This is a genomic window from Streptomyces sp. NPDC097981, from assembly GCF_040302565.1.
In the GTDB taxonomy this organism is placed as follows: domain Bacteria; phylum Actinomycetota; class Actinomycetes; order Streptomycetales; family Streptomycetaceae; genus Streptomyces.
In genome coordinates this window covers 223,437-241,365 of the sequence record NZ_JBEORW010000005.1, presented here as the reverse complement: position 1 = coordinate 241,365, position 17,929 = coordinate 223,437, and the positions used below count along the sequence as shown (strand labels likewise).

19 protein-coding genes are annotated in these 17,929 nt (G+C 74.1%); 8 read left to right on the top strand and 11 right to left on the bottom strand.

Features of this window, described 5'->3' with window-relative positions; all coding sequences use genetic code 11:
* Position 1: 1 nt before the first annotated feature.
* Positions 2–799: an acetoacetate decarboxylase family protein gene (locus ABTY04_RS07415; protein WP_352212364.1), complete on the bottom strand. Its 798-nt coding sequence runs from the start codon at positions 797–799 to the stop codon at positions 2–4.
* Positions 800–935: 136 nt separating this feature from the next.
* On the opposite strand from ABTY04_RS07415, the gene ABTY04_RS07410 reads away from it, so the two are divergent.
* From ABTY04_RS07410 to ABTY04_RS07385, 6 genes are all read left to right on the top strand, one after another.
* Positions 936–1,586, top strand: coding sequence for a TetR/AcrR family transcriptional regulator (locus ABTY04_RS07410; protein WP_352212363.1), 651 nt, complete (start codon positions 936–938; stop codon positions 1,584–1,586).
* A 144-nt stretch (positions 1,587–1,730) separates the two neighbouring features.
* Entirely contained in the window at positions 1,731–4,334 is a 2,604-nt protein-coding gene (locus ABTY04_RS07405) for an MXAN_6230/SCO0854 family RING domain-containing protein (RefSeq protein WP_352212362.1), read from the top strand.
* 43 nt (positions 4,335–4,377) lie between these two features.
* Positions 4,378–5,355 (top strand): DEDDh family exonuclease, encoded by a 978-nt coding sequence (locus ABTY04_RS07400; protein ID WP_352212361.1) that lies wholly within the window; start codon positions 4,378–4,380, stop codon positions 5,353–5,355.
* 64 nt (positions 5,356–5,419) lie between these two features.
* Positions 5,420–5,653 carry a metallothionein gene (locus ABTY04_RS07395; protein ID WP_352212360.1) on the top strand — a complete coding sequence of 78 codons (234 nt, stop codon included), beginning with the start codon at positions 5,420–5,422 and terminating at the stop codon, positions 5,651–5,653.
* A 99-nt stretch (positions 5,654–5,752) separates the two neighbouring features.
* Positions 5,753–6,547, top strand: a complete 795-nt coding sequence (locus ABTY04_RS07390) for an SURF1 family cytochrome oxidase biogenesis protein (RefSeq protein WP_352212359.1) — start codon at positions 5,753–5,755, stop codon at positions 6,545–6,547.
* A gap of 10 nt (positions 6,548–6,557) precedes the next feature.
* Positions 6,558–7,313, top strand: coding sequence for an SDR family oxidoreductase (locus tag ABTY04_RS07385; protein WP_352212358.1), 756 nt, complete (start codon positions 6,558–6,560; stop codon positions 7,311–7,313).
* A gap of 24 nt (positions 7,314–7,337) precedes the next feature.
* Here the strand turns inward: ABTY04_RS07385 and amaP are convergent, their stop codons facing one another.
* From amaP to ABTY04_RS07360, 5 genes are read right to left on the bottom strand one after another with little or no spacing between them, the layout of a single operon-like run.
* Positions 7,338–7,913 carry an alkaline shock response membrane anchor protein AmaP gene (gene amaP, locus ABTY04_RS07380; RefSeq protein ID WP_352212357.1) on the bottom strand — a complete coding sequence of 192 codons (576 nt, stop codon included), beginning with the start codon at positions 7,911–7,913 and terminating at the stop codon, positions 7,338–7,340.
* Between the two features lie 4 nt (positions 7,914–7,917).
* Positions 7,918–8,526 carry a DUF6286 domain-containing protein gene (locus ABTY04_RS07375; protein WP_352212356.1) on the bottom strand — a complete coding sequence of 203 codons (609 nt, stop codon included), beginning with the start codon at positions 8,524–8,526 and terminating at the stop codon, positions 7,918–7,920.
* Complete coding sequence (locus ABTY04_RS07370; protein ID WP_352212355.1) at positions 8,523–8,960, bottom strand: hypothetical protein; 438 nt, start codon at positions 8,958–8,960, stop codon at positions 8,523–8,525. Before ABTY04_RS07370 ends, ABTY04_RS07375 begins: the two co-directional genes overlap by 4 nt.
* Positions 8,961–8,967: 7 nt before the next feature.
* Positions 8,968–9,150, bottom strand: coding sequence for a hypothetical protein (locus tag ABTY04_RS07365; RefSeq protein ID WP_352212354.1), 183 nt, complete (start codon positions 9,148–9,150; stop codon positions 8,968–8,970).
* A gap of 10 nt (positions 9,151–9,160) precedes the next feature.
* Positions 9,161–9,592 carry an Asp23/Gls24 family envelope stress response protein gene (locus ABTY04_RS07360; RefSeq protein WP_352212353.1) on the bottom strand — a complete coding sequence of 144 codons (432 nt, stop codon included), beginning with the start codon at positions 9,590–9,592 and terminating at the stop codon, positions 9,161–9,163.
* A 147-nt stretch (positions 9,593–9,739) separates the two neighbouring features.
* On the opposite strand from ABTY04_RS07360, the gene ABTY04_RS07355 reads away from it, so the two are divergent.
* Positions 9,740–10,735 carry a zinc-binding dehydrogenase gene (locus tag ABTY04_RS07355; protein ID WP_352212352.1) on the top strand — a complete coding sequence of 332 codons (996 nt, stop codon included), beginning with the start codon at positions 9,740–9,742 and terminating at the stop codon, positions 10,733–10,735.
* Between the two features lie 213 nt (positions 10,736–10,948).
* Here ABTY04_RS07355 and ABTY04_RS07350 read toward each other — a convergent pair whose 3' ends face one another.
* The 3 genes from ABTY04_RS07350 to ABTY04_RS07340 all read right to left on the bottom strand — a co-directional run bounded on the left by ABTY04_RS07350 (position 10,949) and on the right by ABTY04_RS07340 (position 14,121).
* A complete protein-coding gene (locus tag ABTY04_RS07350; protein WP_352212351.1) occupies positions 10,949–11,728 on the bottom strand; it encodes an enoyl-CoA hydratase/isomerase family protein in 780 nt (259 codons plus the stop codon).
* Positions 11,729–11,916: 188 nt separating this feature from the next.
* On the bottom strand, positions 11,917–12,138 hold the full coding sequence (locus ABTY04_RS07345) for a helix-turn-helix domain-containing protein (RefSeq protein ID WP_005319113.1): 222 nt from the start codon (positions 12,136–12,138) through the stop codon (positions 11,917–11,919).
* A 384-nt stretch (positions 12,139–12,522) separates the two neighbouring features.
* Positions 12,523–14,121, bottom strand: a complete 1,599-nt coding sequence (locus ABTY04_RS07340) for an ABC-F family ATP-binding cassette domain-containing protein (RefSeq protein ID WP_352212350.1) — start codon at positions 14,119–14,121, stop codon at positions 12,523–12,525.
* Between the two features lie 381 nt (positions 14,122–14,502).
* Here ABTY04_RS07340 and ABTY04_RS07335 point away from each other — a divergent pair, with 381 nt between their 5' ends.
* Entirely contained in the window at positions 14,503–14,898 is a 396-nt protein-coding gene (locus tag ABTY04_RS07335) for a VOC family protein (protein WP_352212349.1), read from the top strand.
* Positions 14,899–14,949: 51 nt separating this feature from the next.
* On the opposite strand, the gene ABTY04_RS07330 is transcribed toward ABTY04_RS07335, so the two are convergent.
* A complete protein-coding gene (locus ABTY04_RS07330; RefSeq protein ID WP_502996570.1) occupies positions 14,950–16,503 on the bottom strand; it encodes a hypothetical protein in 1,554 nt (517 codons plus the stop codon).
* 117 nt (positions 16,504–16,620) lie between these two features.
* The gene (locus ABTY04_RS07325) at positions 16,621–17,751 is read right to left on the bottom strand and encodes an alpha/beta hydrolase family protein (protein WP_352212348.1); all 1,131 of its coding nucleotides are present in this window, start codon (positions 17,749–17,751) and stop codon (positions 16,621–16,623) included.
* Positions 17,752–17,929 lie beyond the last annotated feature (178 nt).

Below are 17,929 nucleotides of genomic sequence, written 5' to 3'. Positions count from 1 at the left end.
CTCACATGCTCCCCTCGGGCGGGCCGTCGAGGATCTGCATCGGGTCGTCGTAGCGCTGGTGGACGTACGGGAGGAGGGCCCGGGCGCTGACCTGCTCGACGACGCGGCCCTTCTGGTCGGTGGTCTTCTCTCCGATGGTGATCTCCACGATCCGGCGTACGGGGAGGTCGGCGACGGGGTCGAACATCGACTCGCGCAGGACCACGTCACCGGTGATGTGCTCCAGCTTGCGGACCTTCTCGTTGCGGGTGACGTGCACGAGCACCGGGTCGGCGTCGAAACCCGAACCGTCCACGGCCGGAAGGAATTTGAAGTAGAAGTCGGTCTTGGGGGCGGGCTCGGGCAGCGGCAGCTCGCGGTCCACCGCCCCGCGCATTTCCACGAACGCGATCCCGTGCCGGGCCAGGGAGGCCCGTACGACGAGGCCGTCGCGCTCGACGGCGACCTCGCCCAGCTTCTTCGGCTCCCCGAAGACCTCGCGGCCGCCGACCAGGGCCCGCTCGTGCGTCATCGGCATGACCAGCGGGTACCAGCCCTCCACCCCGCCGTGCCGGGCGGCGACGGCCACCGAGCCGGCGCCGAGGGGGTAGCCGGGCAGGTCGACCTTGCTGATGTTGGCCCGCACCAGGGGCCGCTCGGCCGGCTTGAGCGGCGGCGGCAGGACCGCCGCCACCACGTCCGGGTCGCTCTCCCAGACCGCCACCACACCGGTGGACCAGATGTCGGGGAGCCGGGAACTCTTCTCGCGCGATGCCGCGATCTCGGCCTCGGTGCGCGCTCCGTACCGTACGCGTGCCATGTCTCGCACCACCCTTCTGGGGGCACCTCCGACGGCAGCCGGAGGAGGTTCTGTAACACAGTTACACCGCCGCCGATGAAGGGTAAAGACCCCTGCACGGGCAGAACTGACGATCCGACAGATTGGCGGGAAGGCCATGGCCAGAACCACGCTCACCCGCGACGAGGTACTGGAGGCGGCCGCTTCCCTGGTCAAGCGGAACGGCCCCGCGGCCCTCACCATGCGCAGGCTCGCCGCCGAGCTGGGCACCGCGGTGACCTCCATCTACTGGCACGTCGGCAACCGCGAATCGCTGCTCGACGCCCTCGTGGAGCGGACCGTCCAGGACATGGGAGCGATCCGGCCGGCCGGCCGCACCCCCACCGAGCGGATCCTGTCCGTGGCCCGGATCCTGCGCCGCGAACTGCGCGAGCGCCCGCACCTGATCGCGATGGTCCACGAACGCGGGCTCACCGAGCGGATGTTCCTGCCCGCCCAGCAGGCCCTGGTCCACGAGGTGCACGCGGCCGGGCTGCGCGGGGCCCGGGCCGCCGACGCGGTGCGCGCGGTGCAGTTCCAGATCGTCGGGTTCCTCCTCGTGGAGCGCAACCGCGAACGCTCCCCCGCGCAGTCCCCCGCCGAGAGCGAGCTCTGGAACCCTCCCCCCGGCTCCGCCGGGGGGACCCCCACCGCCGCCCCCGACGATCCGGAACTCGCCCGCGCCCTGGCCCGCCCGGCGGATCCGGAGCGGCTGTTCCTGCTGTCCGTACGGGCCCTCGTACAGACCCTGCTGCGGGCGCCCCGATAATCGCTTTGCCCCGCACCGCCGCCCGTGATCAGATCGGGGACACGGGGGCGGCTCCCCGGCGCGCTTCCTTCTCACCTTTTCCGCAAAGTTCCTGCGCGCCCCCTCTCCGCCCCCGTTTTCACGTTCGCGGAGGGACACCGCCCCATGACTGCCATCGAGTCCGTACTGCTGCGCCGCCTCCAGACGGTCTACGTCGACACCGCGCCCCACGGGAGCGCCCGCACCGGCGGACCCGCCCTGCGCCGGCTCGAATCGGAGCTCCTGGGCCGCGGGTTCACCCTCTCCCCGGGTCTGTACTCCGCCCTGGCCGCGCTCCCCTCCGGGGAACTCGCCCGCGCCCACACCCGGCTGGTCTCCCTCACCGACGAACTGCTCGGCGCGAACCGCACGCACGTCCCGCTCCGGCGCGGCTTCCCCCGGACCGTGTCCCGCGACGCCGACCGGGTCTACGTGCAGCGGGTCTTCACCCACCTGCTCCAGGAGCCGGACCTGCCGTGCGTCCTGTGCGGCGAGCAGCGCACCGTCCTCCCCGTCTCCCCCTGCGCCCATCTGGTCTGCCGGCTGTGCTGGGACGGCTCCGACTACAGCGCCTGCCCGCTCTGCAACCGGCGGATCGACCCCGCCGACCCCTTCCTGCGCCCCTACCGGCCCGCCGGTGCCGAGAAGCCCGGCGCCGACGGCCCGCCCCGGCTGCTGCGCCACGGCGCCGACCTCGCCGCCGACGCGACGTCGGTCGTGGACCGGCTGCTCGCCCGGCGCACCCCGCTCTCCCCGCAGGACCGCGAGGACCTGCTCACCCTGCTGCCGCTCAGCGCGGCCGCCTCCGGCGAACTGCCCGAGGACGTTCCCGTACGGGAGACCAAGGCGCTGGTCGTCGGCACACTGCTGCCCGCCGCCGACGCCGACGGCCGCGCAGCGCTGCTGCGGCTGCTGACCACCGCCACCGACGTGCTGCGGCTGCTCGCCGTCCTGTCCGGCGGGGACGCCGGACTGACCCCGCTGCCGCCCCGGTTCACCTCCGCCCCGAGGCCGCTGCGGCGCGAACTGCTCGGTGTGCTCGACGCGTTGCCCACGCCGTACCTCGTCGAGGACATGCTGCGGCACCCGACCGCCTGGAAGCGCGCCGCCGAGACCCTGCACCCCTTCGAGCGGCACACCCGGCACCCCCGCACCGCCCTCGCCTTCGCCGTGCTGCGGGACACCCCGCTGTCCTCGCCCCTGGGCGCGGCCCTGCGCGAGACCGCCGCCGCGCACCCGGACGCCGTGCGCGTGGACGGCGACCGGATCCGCCCCGCGACCTGGGCCGGGCGGCTGGAGCAGGCCCTTGCCCGGGGGGAGGCGGGGGCCGCCGCCGCGCTCGCCGGGCAGCGCCCCGGGGAACTCGTACGCCGCCTGGACCACCTGCTGCGCCTGCACCCCGGCGACCGGCTCGTCCCGGAGCTGGCGGACGCCCTGGACCGCGGGCTGCCCGCCGTCGGCGCAGGCCCGCTGCTGTCGGCGCTCGGTGCGCTGCGCGTGCGCGCCGAGGACCGCACCGGCCGGCGCCGGGTGTTCTTCCCGAAGGGCCGGGTCGCCTCCGCGCAGTCCGTGGCCGAGGCGCGCCCGCCGCTGCCCGCGCCGCTGGTCGCGGCGGTGGTGGCGCTGCTGGAGGGCGAGGTGCTGCGCCGGTTCGCGGCGGCCGGGGCCGACCCGTACGAGCTGGCGGTCCTGGACTCCTCCCTGGCGGACCTCACCGTGCCCTTCGGCGAGCGCAGCTCGGCCAAGTCCCTGGTCGCGGTGCCGAGGGGCAGCATGCAGACGCTTCCCGAGGGCGAGGTGCTGCGACTGTTCCTGCACTGGACGGAACCGGCGGGCAACCGGACCGACCTGGACCTGTCCGTCGCCTTCTTCGACGCCGACTGGAACTTCACCGGCCTGTGCGACTACACGAGCCTCGCGCACGGCAGGCAGGGGGCCGCCGTGCACTCCGGCGACCTCACCTCCGCCCCGGCGCCGGCCGGGGCCACCGAGTACGTCGACCTGGACCTGGCGAAGCTGGCCCGGCAGGGCGACGTGTACGCGGTGCCGCTGGTGTTCAGCTTCAACAACGTGCCCTTCGAGGAGCTGCCCGACGCGTTCGCCGGCTTCATGGCCCTGCCGGCCCGGGGCCCGCGCGACTCCTCGTACGACCCGCGGACCGTGCGCCAGCGGTTCGACCTGTCGGGCGAGTCCCGCGTGACCATGCCGATGGTGGTGGACCTGAACGCCCGCCGGATGCTGTGGGCGGACGTCCACCTGCCGCCGGCGGACGGCTTCCAGAGCATCGGCTCGCACGGCGACCTGCTCGCCGTCACCGCCTCCGAGCTCTGGGAGGCCTTCGGCTCCGGTACCCGCACCACCCTGTGGGACCTGGCGGTGTGGCGGGCCGCGGCCCGCTCGCGCGAGGTGGCCGTCGTACGCCGGGCACCGCTGCCCGGCCTGCCCGACGAACTGTGGCACTACCGGGCCGGGGCGGACGAGCCGACTGCCGCCTTCGCCGCCCGGGTCGCGGCCCTGCAGCCGCCGCAGGCCCGCACTCCCGGGGCGGACGCCGACGCACTCGCCGCCGAACTGGCTTCGGGCAGGCGGGTGTTCCTGGCGCTGACCCACGCGACCGTGGCCCCGGCGGGGGCATCGGGGACGGTGTACCGGCTGTTCCCGGGACCCTGCGAGGCGCCGGATACCTGCGTCCGGGTGAGCGCCGGGGAACTCGTGGCGGAGCTGGGCTGAAACGGCGTCCGGCCACGGCTGTCGGTGCGGGCCGATATCCTCTGTGACCATGCTCGACGACCGTACGACCGCAGAGACGACGTGGCCGACCGCGTACCCCGAGGGGTACGCGGTCGTCGACGTGGAGACGACCGGGCTCGCTCGCGACGACCGGATAATCTCCGCCGCCGTCTACCGGCTCGACGCCCAGGGCAACGTGGAGGACCACTGGTACACGCTGGTCAACCCGCAGCGGGACCCGGGACCCGTGTGGATCCACGGCCTGACCAGCGACATGCTCCAGGACGCGCCGCTGTTCAAGGACATCGCCGAGGAGTTCGCGGACCGGCTCGCGGACCGGGTGCTGGTCGCGCACAACGCCATGTTCGACTGGCAGATGATCGCCCGGGAGTACGCGCGGGCCGCCGGGGCCGCGCCGGTCCGTCAGCGGCTGTGCACCATCGCCCTGTCGAAGGAGCTGAACCTCCCGCTGCCCAACCACAAGCTGGAGTCGCTCGCCGCGCACTTCGGCGTGGTCCAGCAGCGTGCCCACCACGCGCTCGACGATGCCCGGGTGCTCGCGGAGGCGTTCCGTCCGTCGCTGCACGCCGCCGCGCGGGACGGCGTACGGCTGCCCCTGCTGGAATGCCGGCCGCTGACGGAGTGGTCGGACTCCCCCGTCACCCCGCGGGTCGGTCACCAGGCCTCGTACGGGAGCAACAGCTGGCGGCCCTCGCGCAAGCGGCCGCCGTGCCCGCATCCGAACCCGGGGCGCTTCGAGGACGGAAAGCCGCTGAAGCAGGGCATGCGGATCGCCTTCTCGGGTGACACCTCGGTGGACCGGGAGCTGCTGGAGGACCGGGCGATCGAGGCGGGCCTGCACATCGCGACGAGTGTGTCGCGGCTCACGAGCCTGCTCGTGACGAACGACCCCGACTCGGCCACCTCCAAGACGGTCAAGGCGAAGTCCTTCGGTACGCCGGTGGTCGACGAGGCGGCCTTCACCCAGCTGCTGCGGGACGTGACTGCGGCAGACGGGTGAGCATCGGGCGACTCGCCCGGCGCCCGCTTTCCCGTTCGGCCCGTCCGGTCCCACCCTGTGGCGCATGGCACGTTGTGAGGTCTGCGGAAACGATTACGGCATGTCCTTCGAGGTGCACGCGCAGGGCAGCGTGCACGTCTTCGACTGCTTCTCCTGCGCCATCCACCGCATGGCGCCCATCTGCGAGCACTGCCGGGTGCAGATCATCGGGCAGGGCGTCGAGGTCGAGGGCCAGTGGTTCTGCGGGGCGCACTGCGCCCGCGCGGAAGGGAGGGCGGGCATCGTCGACCGCGTGTGACCCCGCCGGGTCCCGCGCCCCGGCCTCCTCCCCCCGTTCCCGACCCCGGACGGCCACCCGGCCACCGGGGTCTTCCCGGCTGGGGGTACCGTCGTGGGCGTGTACCGCTTTGTGCTGACCCGGCAATGGGTGTGCCTCACCCTCATCGCCCTCGCCCTCATCCCCGTGATGATCAAGCTGGGGTTCTGGCAGTACCACCGCCATGAGCACCGGGTCGCGCAGAACGAGCTGATCGCGGCGAACCTGTCCGCGAAGCCCGTGCCGATGACCGAGATGACCTCCCCCGGCCACCAGGTCCCGAGGGCCGACTATTGGCGGACGGTCACCGCCACCGGGACGTACGACACCGCGCACGAGGTCGTCGTACGGATGCGCACCGACAACGACGACAAGGTCGGCCTCCACGTCCTGACCCCGCTGGTCCTGGCCGACGGCCGGGTCGTCCTCGTCAACCGCGGCTGGGTGGCGGGCGGCGACGACCCCCGCGCCTACCCGCCGGTGCCGGCCGCGCCCTCGGGCGAGGTGACGGTCACCGGTCGGCTGAAGGCCGACGAGACGAGCGGCGGCAGCGGCATCAAGGACCGCAAGGGTCTCCCGGACCGCCAGGTGATGCTGATCAACAGCGCGCAGCAGGCGGAGTACCTGGGCCGACCCGTCCTCGGCGGCTACCTGGAACTCACCGCGCCCGTCCCGCCGGGCGGCAGCCCGGAGGTGGTCGCCGAGCCCGACCACGACTCGATCGGCCCGCACATGGCGTACGCCGTGCAGTGGTGGCTGTTCGCCGCGGCGGTGCCGGTGGGCTGGCTGGTCCTCGTACGGCGGGAGAAGCGCGACCGCGCGGAGGCCGCGGCGGCCGGAGCCACCCCCGAGCGGGAGCCGGCGCCGACGGCGTAGCGTGTCGGGTATGGATCTTGGACTGAAAGACCGTGTCTACATCGTCACCGGCGCCACCCGTGGCCTGGGCTTCGCCTCGGCGCGCGAACTGGCGTCCGACGGCGCGAAGGTGATCGTGACGGGCCGCGACGCGGAGCGCGCCACGAGCGCGGCATCCTCGCTGGGCCCGAACGCGGTGGGGGTCGCCGCCGACAACAGCGACCCGGAGGCGGCGGCCTCGCTCGTCGCCACCGCGAAGGAACGCTTCGGCCGCTTCGACGGCATCCTCATCAGCGTCGGCGGCCCCGCCCCCGGTTCGGCGGCGAGCAACACCGACGAGCAGTGGGCGGCGGCGTTCGAGTCGGTCTTCCTCGGGGCGGTGCGCCTGGCCCGCGCGGCGGCGGCCGAGCTGGGCGAGGGCGGGGTCATCGGCTTCGTGCTGTCGGGCTCGGTCCACGAGCCGATCCCGGGTCTGACGATCTCCAACGGCCTGCGGCCGGGGCTGGCGGGCTTCGCCAAGTCCCTGTCGGTGGAGCTCGGACCGCGGGGCATCCGCGTGGTCGGGCTGCTGCCGGCCCGGATCGACACCGACCGCGTCCGCGAGCTGGACTCCCTGTCGGGCGATGCGAAGGCGGCCCGCGCGGCCAACGAATCAGGCATCCCGCTGCGACGCTACGGCACCCCGGAGGAGTTCGGCCGCTCGGCGGCGTTCCTCCTGTCGCCCGCGGCCTCGTACCTGACGGGCATCATGCTCCCCATCGACGGCGGCTCCCGCCACGGCTTCTGACCCCCTCCCTCCCGCCCGCCGGCCCTACGTGACGCGGCGGGCGCGGTGGGAGGTGACCCGGAAGCGGGCCTCCGCGGGGAGTTCGGGGAGGCCCGTCGACCGGCGGGCATGGTTCAGCGCCGGCCCGGCCAGCGCGGCCAGGGCATCGGCGGGAACGGCATGCGGCTCCAGCTCCAGCTCCACCCGCAGCTTCGGCCCGCTCCGCCGGCCCCGTCTCCCCTGCCGGCCCCCGAGCGCGACGGTGCACCGGGCGACCCCGTCGAGCGCTCCCGCCTCCGCAGCCACCGCCTCCTCCAGCGCCCGCCCGCGCAGCACGGCGAACGCCCCGTCCCCGGTGTCCACCAGCAGCGCGGGCAGCCGCGGGCGCCGCAGCTGCGCCAGCAGCCACCACAGCGCGAGCACCACGCACACCCCGAGCCCGGCGAGCACCACCCACCACCACCAGCCCTCGGCGTGCCAGTACCGCTGCCGGGTCGCGGCCGCCAGCAGCGGCTCGTGGCGGCCGCCGAGCGGCCGGAACGCCGTCAGCACCGCCACCCCGGCCGCCAGCAGGACGAGGCCGATGGTCCCGAGCAGGATCCGGTTCACCGTCCCGAGCATCCCCTCACCTCTTCCCGACGGCGGCCCGGGTCACCCGTACCCGCAGCTGCGGCGGGTGCGCGAGGCCCAGTTCCCCGACGCCGACGGCGAGCACCGGCTCCAGGTCGGCCCGTACGTCGTCCAGCTCGCGGAAGTGCGACGCGGCCCGGACCGTGACGTGGGACCGGCGCACGGTGACCCGGGCCGACCGCACCCCGGACACTTCCATGGCCCGGTCCCGGAGCACCTGCGCGGCCGCCTTCCGGCCGAGTCCGGCCCGCACACCGGCGGCCGGGTCCGGCGGCCGCATGGGCAGGATCCCGCGGAGCCCCGGGGTGAGCGCGAGGAGCAGGAGCACCGCCCCGGCCACGGCGAGGATCCCTGCGCCGACGAGCACCTCCGGGTCGGCGGGGGTGTACTGCTCCAGCCGGCGGGCGAGCGCGCCGCGCCACTGCATGCCGGGACGGCCGGCCCGTACGGCGGCGAGGTCGTAGAGGAACATCCCCGCCGCCCCGAGCACGGCGAGCGCGGTCAGCGCGGCGGGGATCCGCCGGGCGGACCGGAACCGGGCGACGCGGACCGGGGCCGGTTCAGGGAGCGGGGCCGGGGCCCGGTCGGGGGCGGGCGCCGTCACCGCAGCTTCCGGTCCCGTACGGCGGCGGTGCGGGTGTGCGCGGAGTGCAGGTGCTCGATGTCGATGTCCACCTCGGGTACGGACATGGCGGCGCACTCCTCGATGCGGCGGACGACCTGGCGGCGTACGGCCGCGCACTGGGCGGCGAGGTCGCAGGGGTAGCCGAGTTCGAGGCTGACCCGTACCCGGGCGATGTCGTGGTGCACGGTGACGGTGGCGTGCGGGGCGGCCGGCACGGCCCCGGCGGCCCGGGGGGCGGCAGCGCCACCGGCGGCCCCCGCGGGCCAGGCGGCGTCCGGCGGCCCGCCCGGCTGCGCGGCGAGCGCCTCCCTGGCGGCCTGGGCCGCGATCTTGGCGACGACCCGGTCGGCGATCCGGGTGGCACCCCGGTCGGCGGGGGGAACCCGCGGCGGGGTCGCCCGTGGCGTGTTCATCCGGGCCTCACCTGTCGCGGTCGCGGGGGCGGAAGAAGTCGCCGGGTTCCAGGTCCCCGTCCAGGAACCGGCCGACGACGAAACCGATGGCACCGAGCGCCGCCACCAGCAGGAAGGCCCCGAACCCGCCGAAGTATCCGGCGAATGCGAGCGCCATGCCGGCGAAGAGGCCGACGACCGCCATCCTCATGGGGGCTCCTTCACTGGAGTCGGGGCTCCGGCTCCTCGTCGGGCTCGTCGGGGAGCTTGACGTCGCTGACCGCGATGTTGACCTCGACGACCTCCAGGCTCGTCATCCGCTCAACCGCCGAGATGACGTTCTCACGGACGGCCCGGGCCACGTCGCGGATCGACACGCCGTAGTCGACGACGATCTCCAGGTCGAGGGCCGTCTGTACCTCGCCGACCTCGGCCTTGACCCCGCGGGTGACGGATGACTTCGCCCCGCCGGGGACCCGGTCGCGGACCGCGCCGAAGGTACGGGAGAGGCCGCTGCCGCTGCCCATGGCGTGGACGCCGACCACCTCTCGGGCGGCGAGTCCGGCGATCTTCTCGACCACCCCGTCGGAGATGGTGGTGCGGCCGCGGTCGGCCGGGTTTCGGGAGGCGCCCCCGGATGCGGATTCGCTCATCGCGTGTCCCTTCGCGCGGATGGACTCACTCCGCACCACGGTAAGCGCGGTGGCGTGGCGGCGCTCCGGGACTGGGCCGGTCGGCCGGGAACCGATTTTTGCGTCACCGCTTGACCTCAAGTGCGGTCGAGGTCCGAGAGTGGGCGAGTGATCAAGGCCGGCGAGGCCGTGTCCGACGAGGGGAACGTCATGCGGGCGATACGGGTGGACGGGTACGGCGGTCCGGAGGTCCTGGTACCGATGGAGCTGCCGGATCCGGTCCCGGGGGCGGGCGAGGTGGTGGTCCGCACCGAAGCCGTGGACACGATCTTCGTGGAGACGCAGATCCGCGGGGGCTGGGGCGAGGCGTTCGGCATCCACCCGCCGTACGTGCCGGGCGGCGCGGCGGCGGGGACGGTCGTCGCGGTGGGCGAGGGGGTGGACCCGGGCTGGCAGGGCCGCCGGGTGGTCGCCGCCCCGGGCACGAAGGGCACGTACGCGGAACTGGTCCGGGTCCCGGTGGAGCTGCTGGTCCCGGTCCCGGCGGGGCTGGAGCCGGCGGAGGCGGCGGCGCTGGCGCACGACGGGGTGACCGGTTCGGGCATCGTCGAGGGCGTCAGGATCGGGGCGGGCGACCGGGTGCTGATCCTGGGCGCCGCCGGGGGGATGGGGACGCTGCTGGTGCAGCTCGCGGTGGCGGCGGGGGCGTACGTGGTGGGGGCCGCGCGGGGCGAGCGGAAGCTGGCGCTGGTCCGGGAGCTGGGCGCGGACCGGGCGGTGGACTACACGGAGCCGGACTGGACCGAGGCGGTCGGCGGTCCGGTGGACGTCCTGCTGGACGGGGTGGGCGGTGAGCTGGGCCTGGCCGCCTTCGGGCTGGTCCGGGACGGCGGGAGGGTCTCGGCGCACGGCGCACCGAGCGGCGGCTTCGCGGAGCTTGACGCGGCGGAGGCGGAGCGGCGCGGGATCGCCCTGCGCGGGATCGCGGAGGTCCAGTTCCCGCCGGCCGAGATCGTCCGCCTGGCGGGCTTCGCGCTGGCCGAGGCGACGGCGGGGCGGCTCCGCCCGGTGATCGCCCGTACGTTCCCGCTGGCGGAGGCCGCGGAGGCCCACCGTGCGATCGAGGCCCGGGCCGTCGCGGGCAAGGCCCTCCTGATCCCCTGACGGGACCCGGCGCGTATGCCCCGACGGACGGCGGCGGGCTGGCGGGCTCGGCGGGCGGGCGGGGCAGGAGGGTGGGGCGGGCCCGACCGGGCCTGCCCCACCCGGGGCGCTTCTCCCCGCCCCGCCCTCCCGCCGTTCCCCGGGGCATGCCTCGAACGCCGGCGTGCCGGACGAAGCCCGTGCACACCGGAGTAGCGCCCGGGGCGCGCGGGGTCAGTCCGAGAGGCCTGCAAGATCGCGCAGGCGGCGGGCCTGCGCGGCGCGTTCCGCCGAGCGCTGGGCGTCGTACGGGCGGGACGTCGCGTCACGGAGCAGCGCCTTCGTCTCGACCACGGCATCCCGCGGCGGAGCCAGCAGCGCCGTCGTGAGGTCCTGCACCGCCGCGTCGAGCTCATCGGCCGGCACGACCAGGTTAGCCAGCCCGATCCGCTCCGCCTCCTCGGCGTGCACGAAGCGGCCCGTCGCGCAGATCTCCAGGGCGCGGGCGTAGCCCACCAGGGAGGTCAGCGGCTGGGTGCCCGCCAGGTCCGGCACGAGGCCCAGGCTGGTCTCGCGCATGGCGAACTGCACATCGTCGGCGACGACGCGCAGGTCACACCCCAGCGCGAGCTGGAAGCCGGCGCCGATCGCATGCCCCTGTACGGCGGCGATGGAGACGATGTCGTTGCGCCGCCACCAGGTGAAAGCCTCCTGGTACTCGGCGATGGTGGAGTCGAGCAGTTCGTCCGAACCGCGCGCCAGATCGTGGAAGGACGGCTCACCCTCGAAACCCTCGGGGGTGAACGCCTGCCGGTCGAGTCCGGCGGAGAAGGACTTGCCCTCACCGCGCAGCACCACGACCCGGACGGTGCCCGGCAACGACCTTCCGGCCTCCGTCAACGCCCGCCAGAGCGCGGGGGACTGAGCGTTTCGCTTGGCCGGATTGGTCAGTGTCACCGTGGCGACCGAGTCGTCCACGGTGAGCCGTACGCCGTCCTTGTCGAGCAGAGCCATCTGGTGCCTCCGGTGTGCAGTCGGCCGCAATCCCGGCCTAAGTGACTGCACAGTAACCACCCAGCCGACCACACGGCCGACCGGGGGTCACCGAAGGAACCCGGTGTGGGCAGGCAAGCGTCTTCCGCCCGGCCCCCCGACCTCTCGGCCGGGGGATGCCCCCGGCCGGGACCGAGGGAGGTTCCGGGTCAGGCCGAAGCCGCCTTCTTGCCGCGCGTCGCACCGCCGCGACCGCGCAGCACGACTCCGGACTCGCTGAGCATCCGGTGGACGAATCCGTAGGACCGGCCGGTTTCCTCGGCCAGCGCGCGGATACTCGCACCGGAGTCGTACTTCTTCTTCAGGTCTGCCGCGAGCTTGTCGCGCGCGGCGCCGGTTACCCGGCTGCCCTTCTTCAGAGTCTCGGCCACCCGTGCCTCCTCGTGGGAAGTGCGCTCTGGACTTCTCATGATCACCCCTCCCCGGCTTCCTGGCCACCCATTCAGCAAGGTCGGTACGGCGGCTTTTCTCAAGCGGAGGGCACACGAGCAGAACGGAATCTTCTCTTCCGCTACATGACGTCCGTCACACTTCTCTGCCCTCGCCGGGAATCTCCAGGTCAGGGGCCGGACGCCGAAAGACGACGGCCCCGGCCGCGTGCCCGGGCGGGCACGGCCGGGGCCGTCGTACAGAGCGCAGAGGTACGAGACCGTCTCACTCAGATGATGGATCACGCCTGAGCCGAATGATCCATAAGGAACTGGATCAACCCGCCGGGCAGGCTCCGGGCACCCTTCGGGCGCCCTCGGGGAGCGTCAGGCGAGGGCGACGAGGTCCCGGTAGTCCGGGCCCCAGAGGTCCTCGACGCCGTCCGGGAGCAGGATGATCCGCTCCGGCTCCAGCGCCTCGACCGCGCCCTCGTCGTGCGTGACGAGGATGACCGCGCCCTTGTACGTGCGCAGCGCGCCCAGGATCTCCTCGCGGCTGGCCGGGTCCAGGTTGTTGGTGGGCTCGTCGAGGAGCAGCACGTTCGCCGAGGAGACGACCAGCGTGGCCAGGGCCAGACGGGTCTTCTCGCCGCCGGAGAGGACCCCGGCCGGCTTGTCCACGTCGTCGCCGGAGAACAGGAAGGAGCCGAGCGTCTTGCGTACGGCGACCAGGTCCAGGTCGGGCGCGGCGGAACGCATGTTCTCCAGGACCGTGCGCTCCGGGTCGAGCGTCTCGTGCTCCTGGGCGTAGTAGCCGAGCTTGAGGCCGTGCCCCGGGGTGACCTCGCCGGTGTCCGGCTGCTCGGTGCCCGCGAGCAGCCGCAGCAGGGTGGTCTTGCCGGCGCCGTTGAGGCCGAGGATGACGACGCGGGAGCCCTTGTCGATGGCCAGGTCGACGTCGGTGAAGATCTCCAGGGAGCCGTACGACTTCGACAGGCCCTCGGCGGTCAGCGGGGTCTTCCCGCAGGGCGCCGGGTCCGGGAAGCGCAGCTTGGCGACCTTGTCGGAGACGCGGACGGCTTCGAGGCCCGACAGCAGGCGCTCGGCGCGCTTGGCCATGTTCTGCGCGGCGACGGTCTTGGTCGCCTTGGCGCGCATCTTGTCGGCCTGCGAGTTCAGGGCCGCGGCCTTCTTCTCGGCGTTCTGGCGCTCGCGCTTGCGGCGCTTCTCGTCGGCCTCGCGCTGCTGCTGGTAGAGCTTCCAGCCCATGTTGTAGATGTCGATCTGGGAGCGGTTGGCGTCCAGGTAGAAGACCTTGTTGACGACGGTCTCGACCAGGTCGACGTCGTGGGAGATCACGACGAAGCCGCCGCGGTAGTTCTTCAGGTAGTCGCGCAGCCAGACGATCGAGTCGGCGTCGAGGTGGTTGGTGGGCTCGTCGAGGAGCAGGGTGTCGGCGTCCGAGAAGAGGATCCGGGCGAGCTCGACGCGGCGGCGCTGACCGCCGGAGAGGGTGTGCAGCGGCTGGCCGAGGACCCGGTCGGGGAGGCTGAGGGCGGCCGAGATGGTCGCGGCCTCGGACTCGGCGGCGTACCCGCCCTTGGTGAGGAACTCGGTCTCCTGGCGCTCGTACTGCTTGAGCGCCTTCTCGCGGGTGGCGCCGGAGCCGGTGGCGATGCGCTCCTCGTTCATCCGCATCTTCTTGATCAGGACGTCGAGGCCGCGGGCCGAGAGGATCCGGTCGCGGGCCAGGACGTCGAGATCGCCGGTGCGGGGGTCCTGCGGGAGGTAGCCGACCTCGCCCGAGCGGGTGATCGCGCCGGCGGCGGGCTGGCCCTCGCCGGCGAGGCACTTGGTGAGGGTGGTCTTGCCCGCTCCGTTGCGGCCGACCAGGCCGATGCGGTCGCCCTTGGCGATGCGGAAGGAGGCGGACTCGATGAGGACGCGGGCGCCGGCGCGCAGCTCGACGCCGGTGGCGGTGATCACGGAAATACTCCAGGGCGGGGGGGACGGCGGAAGGGGGGGCAGGACGCGATGCTTCGACGCCGCTAATCCGCGAGGAGATTTGCCATGGGATTCATTCTACCGGGGGTGCGCAACTATTTATGGGGGCGTCCGGCCCTTGGCGCACGCCCCCCGGCCCGCTTCCCGGCCCGTCCCTCGGTGAGCTCCCCGGCCCGCCCGGCCGCACGTCCCGTGCGCCCTCCGTTCGGCGAACCGATCGTCCCGGCGGGCTCCGGCACATATCAGGATGGACCGGGTGATACGCGCCACAGGGTTCCTGTGACCGCCTTCCCCTGGCTGTCAGTTGCGCCTGCCATGCTGTGCCGTGGGTCACATCCATGACCACGAGAAGGAGTGATCGTCATGGCAGGCGTTCCGTCCGTCTTTCCGGCACTGCTCTACGGCGATGCCAAGGCCGCGATCCAGCAGCTGACCGAGGCATTCGGATTCACCCAGGTCGCGGTGTACGAGGGTGACGACGGCGCCGTGATGCACGCCGAGCTGTCGTACGGGAACGGCGCGGTGATGCTCGGCAGCAAGGGCCGCGGCGGCGTGTTCGACAAGGCGATGGAGGGCGCCGGACCGGTCGGGGTCTACGTGGTGGTCGACGATGTGGACGCGCACCACCGCCGGGCCGCCGAGCACGGGGTGGAGATCCTGATGGAGCCCACCGATCAGGACTACGGCTCGCGCGACTACACGGCACGCGACGCGGAGGGCAACATCTGGAGCTTCGGAACGTACGCGCCGCAGGTCTGACCTCCCCTGCGGCGCGCGCGTCCCTCCGTGTGCGCGTGCGGCGGTACGGCGCTACGCCCCGCCCGTGTGGACCTGGAAGGCGGCCCGGCGGACGGCCTTGGCCAGCGCCGGATCCGGGTGGGCGGCGGCCAGGGCGACCAGGACCTGGACGGTGCGCGGATGGCCGACCGCGCGGACCTCGTCCAGCAGCCGCGGGACGGTGGTCCGGACGGCCGAGTCGAGGTGGCGTGCCAGCAGGTCCGCCTCGCCGTGGTCGGCGATGGCGGCCGCGGTGTCCACCCAGAGCCAGGTCGACTCCTCGGCGGTGAGCACGTCCTGGGCCTCGTCGGGATCCACCCCGTCGTGTTCGGCGAGCCAGAGCAGGGCGTAGGGCCGCAGGGCGGGGTCGCGGACGGCGGCGCGCACCTCCGGCTCGGCCGGGGCGCCGACCACGCGCAGTGCCTCGAAGGCGAGGCCGCGCAGCAGCGCGTCCTCGCCGCGGGCGGCGTGCAGCAGCTCGCTGACGGCGTGTCCGACGGGCCGGGCGGCGAGCCAGGCCCGGTACTCGGCGCGGGCCGGTCCCGGGGTGAGCCGGGCGCAGCCGTGCAGCATCGCGGCGGCGGACTGCTCGATGTTCCCGGCGGGGCTCTGCGCGGCCACGCAGATCTGTTCGAGCTTGACCCAGACCGCCCAGCTGCCCAGGGGCGTGAGGGCGGCCTGTGCGGGACCGAGGGTGACGGCGTCCACGGCGGCGAGCCCGCCGAGCGCCCAGCGCAGCAGCCGGGCGAGCGGGACGGGCGCGGCCTGGACGGCGGCGGCGACGGCCGGGAGCGTGGCGGCCGGAAGGGTGGCGGCCGGAAGGGTGGCGGCCGGGAGCGTGGCGTCCGGCAGGGCCGTTCCGGCGCCGGCCGGCTCGGGGCCGGCGGCCCGCGCGGCGGCCGACGTCCCGTCAGAGGGCGAACCCTCGCGCGCCGGAGCGTCGTAGGGGACCTCGCACCGCTCGTCGCGCAGTTCGGTGACCCGCTGGCCGAGCAGGTCCAGCAGATCCGGAACGGTCACGGGACCGGCGGACAGCTGGAGCAGGGAGAGCAGTTGGGGCATCGCCTCGACGACCTCCGCGACGACCGCGGGGGCGATGTCGGCAGGGGCCGGGTGGACCAGGGACCAGGCGTCGAACAGGGCGACCCAGCCGCGCAGTACGGCGGTGTCGTCGCGGTCCCAGGCCCGCAGCCGCCAGCCGGGCCGGGCATGGCCGCCGTGCACCTCGACGAGGCCGGCGAGCCGGGCGCGGTCCCAGCCGGCCCGGATCTGCCCGTGTGTCAGGTTCAGTTCACCGGCGGCGCGTTCGACGTCGGCGGCGGGCAGCGCTCCCGCCGGGGCGGGCCGGCCTCCGTCACCGGCACCGAGGTTGAGCTCGGCCCAGCGTGCGAGCCGTACCGCGTCGACGAGCGAGGCCCGGGCCCGGTTCGCGAGTTCGGCCGTGGCGGGGGTGCCCGCCGGGGGCCGGGAGGCGGGACGGGCGCGTCGGTCGGTCACCGCTTTGCGCGCCGCGGCGACGGAACGCGGGGAGAGGAGTCGGAGTCTGGAGTCGCGAGCCAACTGCTCATCAGGCTTTCGGGACGTCACGGAAGCAGTCTCGCCCGTCACTGGCCGAAAGCCCAAACGGAACCAGCCATTATCGGCGGTCGCCACGCGGACATACCAGGAAAATGCCCCCTCCCCGTCCCGTCCGGCACACGGCCTTCACATAAGAGGGGTGAGGAAGCGCCTCAGGGCCTCCTCGTATCCGGCCGGATCCGCGTTCCACATCGCCCCGTGGGGGGCCTCGTGGACGGTCTTCAGGGTGACCAGGTCCGGACGCGCGGCGGCGAGCCGGCGGGAGGGCTCCCACGGGGCGAGCGTGTCGTCCGGGCCGTGGAAGATCAGGACGGGGACGCGCAGCAGTCCGGGGTCCGCCCCCGGCGCCTTGCGGTCGACGCGCAGTCCGGCGCGCCCCTCGGCGGCCCGCACCGCGAGCGGCACCAGCGCGGCCGGGGTGCGGCGGGCCGCGACGAGTGCGCGCAGGGTGGTGTGCCAGTCGAGCACCGGCGAGTCCAGCACGAGCCCGGAGATCCGGTCGGCGAGGGCCGAGCGCTCGGCGGCGCGCAGGGCCATGGCCGCCCCGGTGGACCAGCCGTGCAGGACGACCCGGCGGGCGCCGTAGCGCACGGCGTAGCGGATGGCGGCGTCCACGTCCCGCCATTCCGATTCGCCGAGGTGGCCGAGTCCGTCCGGTGAGGAGGGGGCGCCGAGGTCGCCGCGGTAGGCGAGGTCGAGGACGGGCATCCGGTGGCCGTGCAGGAAAGGCATGACCACCATCGGGTGCTCGCGGCCGGCGCCGAGCCCGTGGACGGCGATCACCCAGGTGTCGCGGGCGGCGGGCACGAACCACGCGGGCAGCGCGCCGAGCTCGCCGGGGACGTCCACGTCGGCGTGGTCGAGCCCGAGGGCCGTGCCGGGGTTGCCCGCGTGGACCTGGGGGGTGAGGACGACGCGGGTGCCGGGGTCGAGGCTGCCGTGGGTGACGGCGAGCAGGCTGCGCACGACGGTGTCCGGGGTGTGCGCCGCCCCGCCTTGGACGCCCCCGACGACGGCGTGCACCCCCGGGCCGGCGAGCCCGTACGTGCCGGGGCGCAGGGAGGTCTGCGCGCGGGTCAGCACGACCTGCCCGGATCCGGTGGAATGGACGACGAGCCGCGGCCCGCCGGGCAGCGGGCGGCCCGGCTCGTGCCGCAGGGCGGCGTCGGCGGCATGCCGGCCGGCCGCGACCGCGACGGCGCCGGCACCGACGAGAGTGGTCGCGACGACCGCGGCCGTCGCTGTGGCGGTGGGCACCGCTCCAGTGTCGGGGCTCACACGTCGGCGGGCCACTGGAGCGGAATGTTCCGGATACCGCCGGAGCGGGGTCGAAAAGAGATCACGAAGAGGCCCGGCGGGCCGCCCGGCGGAGTGATCTAGATCTCTTCCGGAAGGCCTCCGGGGCGGTCCGGGAGGCCTCCCGCCCCCTGCGGAC

Bases quoted from the DNA above. Each gene is read 5' to 3' on its own strand.
- ABTY04_RS07415 (WP_352212364.1), bottom strand. From the start codon at position 799: ATGGCACGCGTACGGTACGGAGCGCGCACCGAGGCCGAGATCGCGGCA.
- ABTY04_RS07410 (WP_352212363.1), top strand. From the start codon at position 936: ATGGCCAGAACCACGCTCACCCGCGACGAGGTACTGGAGGCGGCCGCT.
- ABTY04_RS07405 (WP_352212362.1), top strand. From the start codon at position 1,731: ATGACTGCCATCGAGTCCGTACTGCTGCGCCGCCTCCAGACGGTCTAC.
- ABTY04_RS07395 (WP_352212360.1), top strand. From the start codon at position 5,420: ATGGCACGTTGTGAGGTCTGCGGAAACGATTACGGCATGTCCTTCGAG.
- ABTY04_RS07385 (WP_352212358.1), top strand. From the start codon at position 6,558: ATGGATCTTGGACTGAAAGACCGTGTCTACATCGTCACCGGCGCCACC.
- amaP (WP_352212357.1), bottom strand. From the start codon at position 7,913: ATGCTCGGGACGGTGAACCGGATCCTGCTCGGGACCATCGGCCTCGTC.
- ABTY04_RS07370 (WP_352212355.1), bottom strand. From the start codon at position 8,960: ATGAACACGCCACGGGCGACCCCGCCGCGGGTTCCCCCCGCCGACCGG.
- ABTY04_RS07365 (WP_352212354.1), bottom strand. From the start codon at position 9,150: ATGAGGATGGCGGTCGTCGGCCTCTTCGCCGGCATGGCGCTCGCATTC.
- ABTY04_RS07360 (WP_352212353.1), bottom strand. From the start codon at position 9,592: ATGAGCGAATCCGCATCCGGGGGCGCCTCCCGAAACCCGGCCGACCGC.
- ABTY04_RS07350 (WP_352212351.1), bottom strand. From the start codon at position 11,728: ATGGCTCTGCTCGACAAGGACGGCGTACGGCTCACCGTGGACGACTCG.
- ABTY04_RS07335 (WP_352212349.1), top strand. From the start codon at position 14,503: ATGGCAGGCGTTCCGTCCGTCTTTCCGGCACTGCTCTACGGCGATGCC.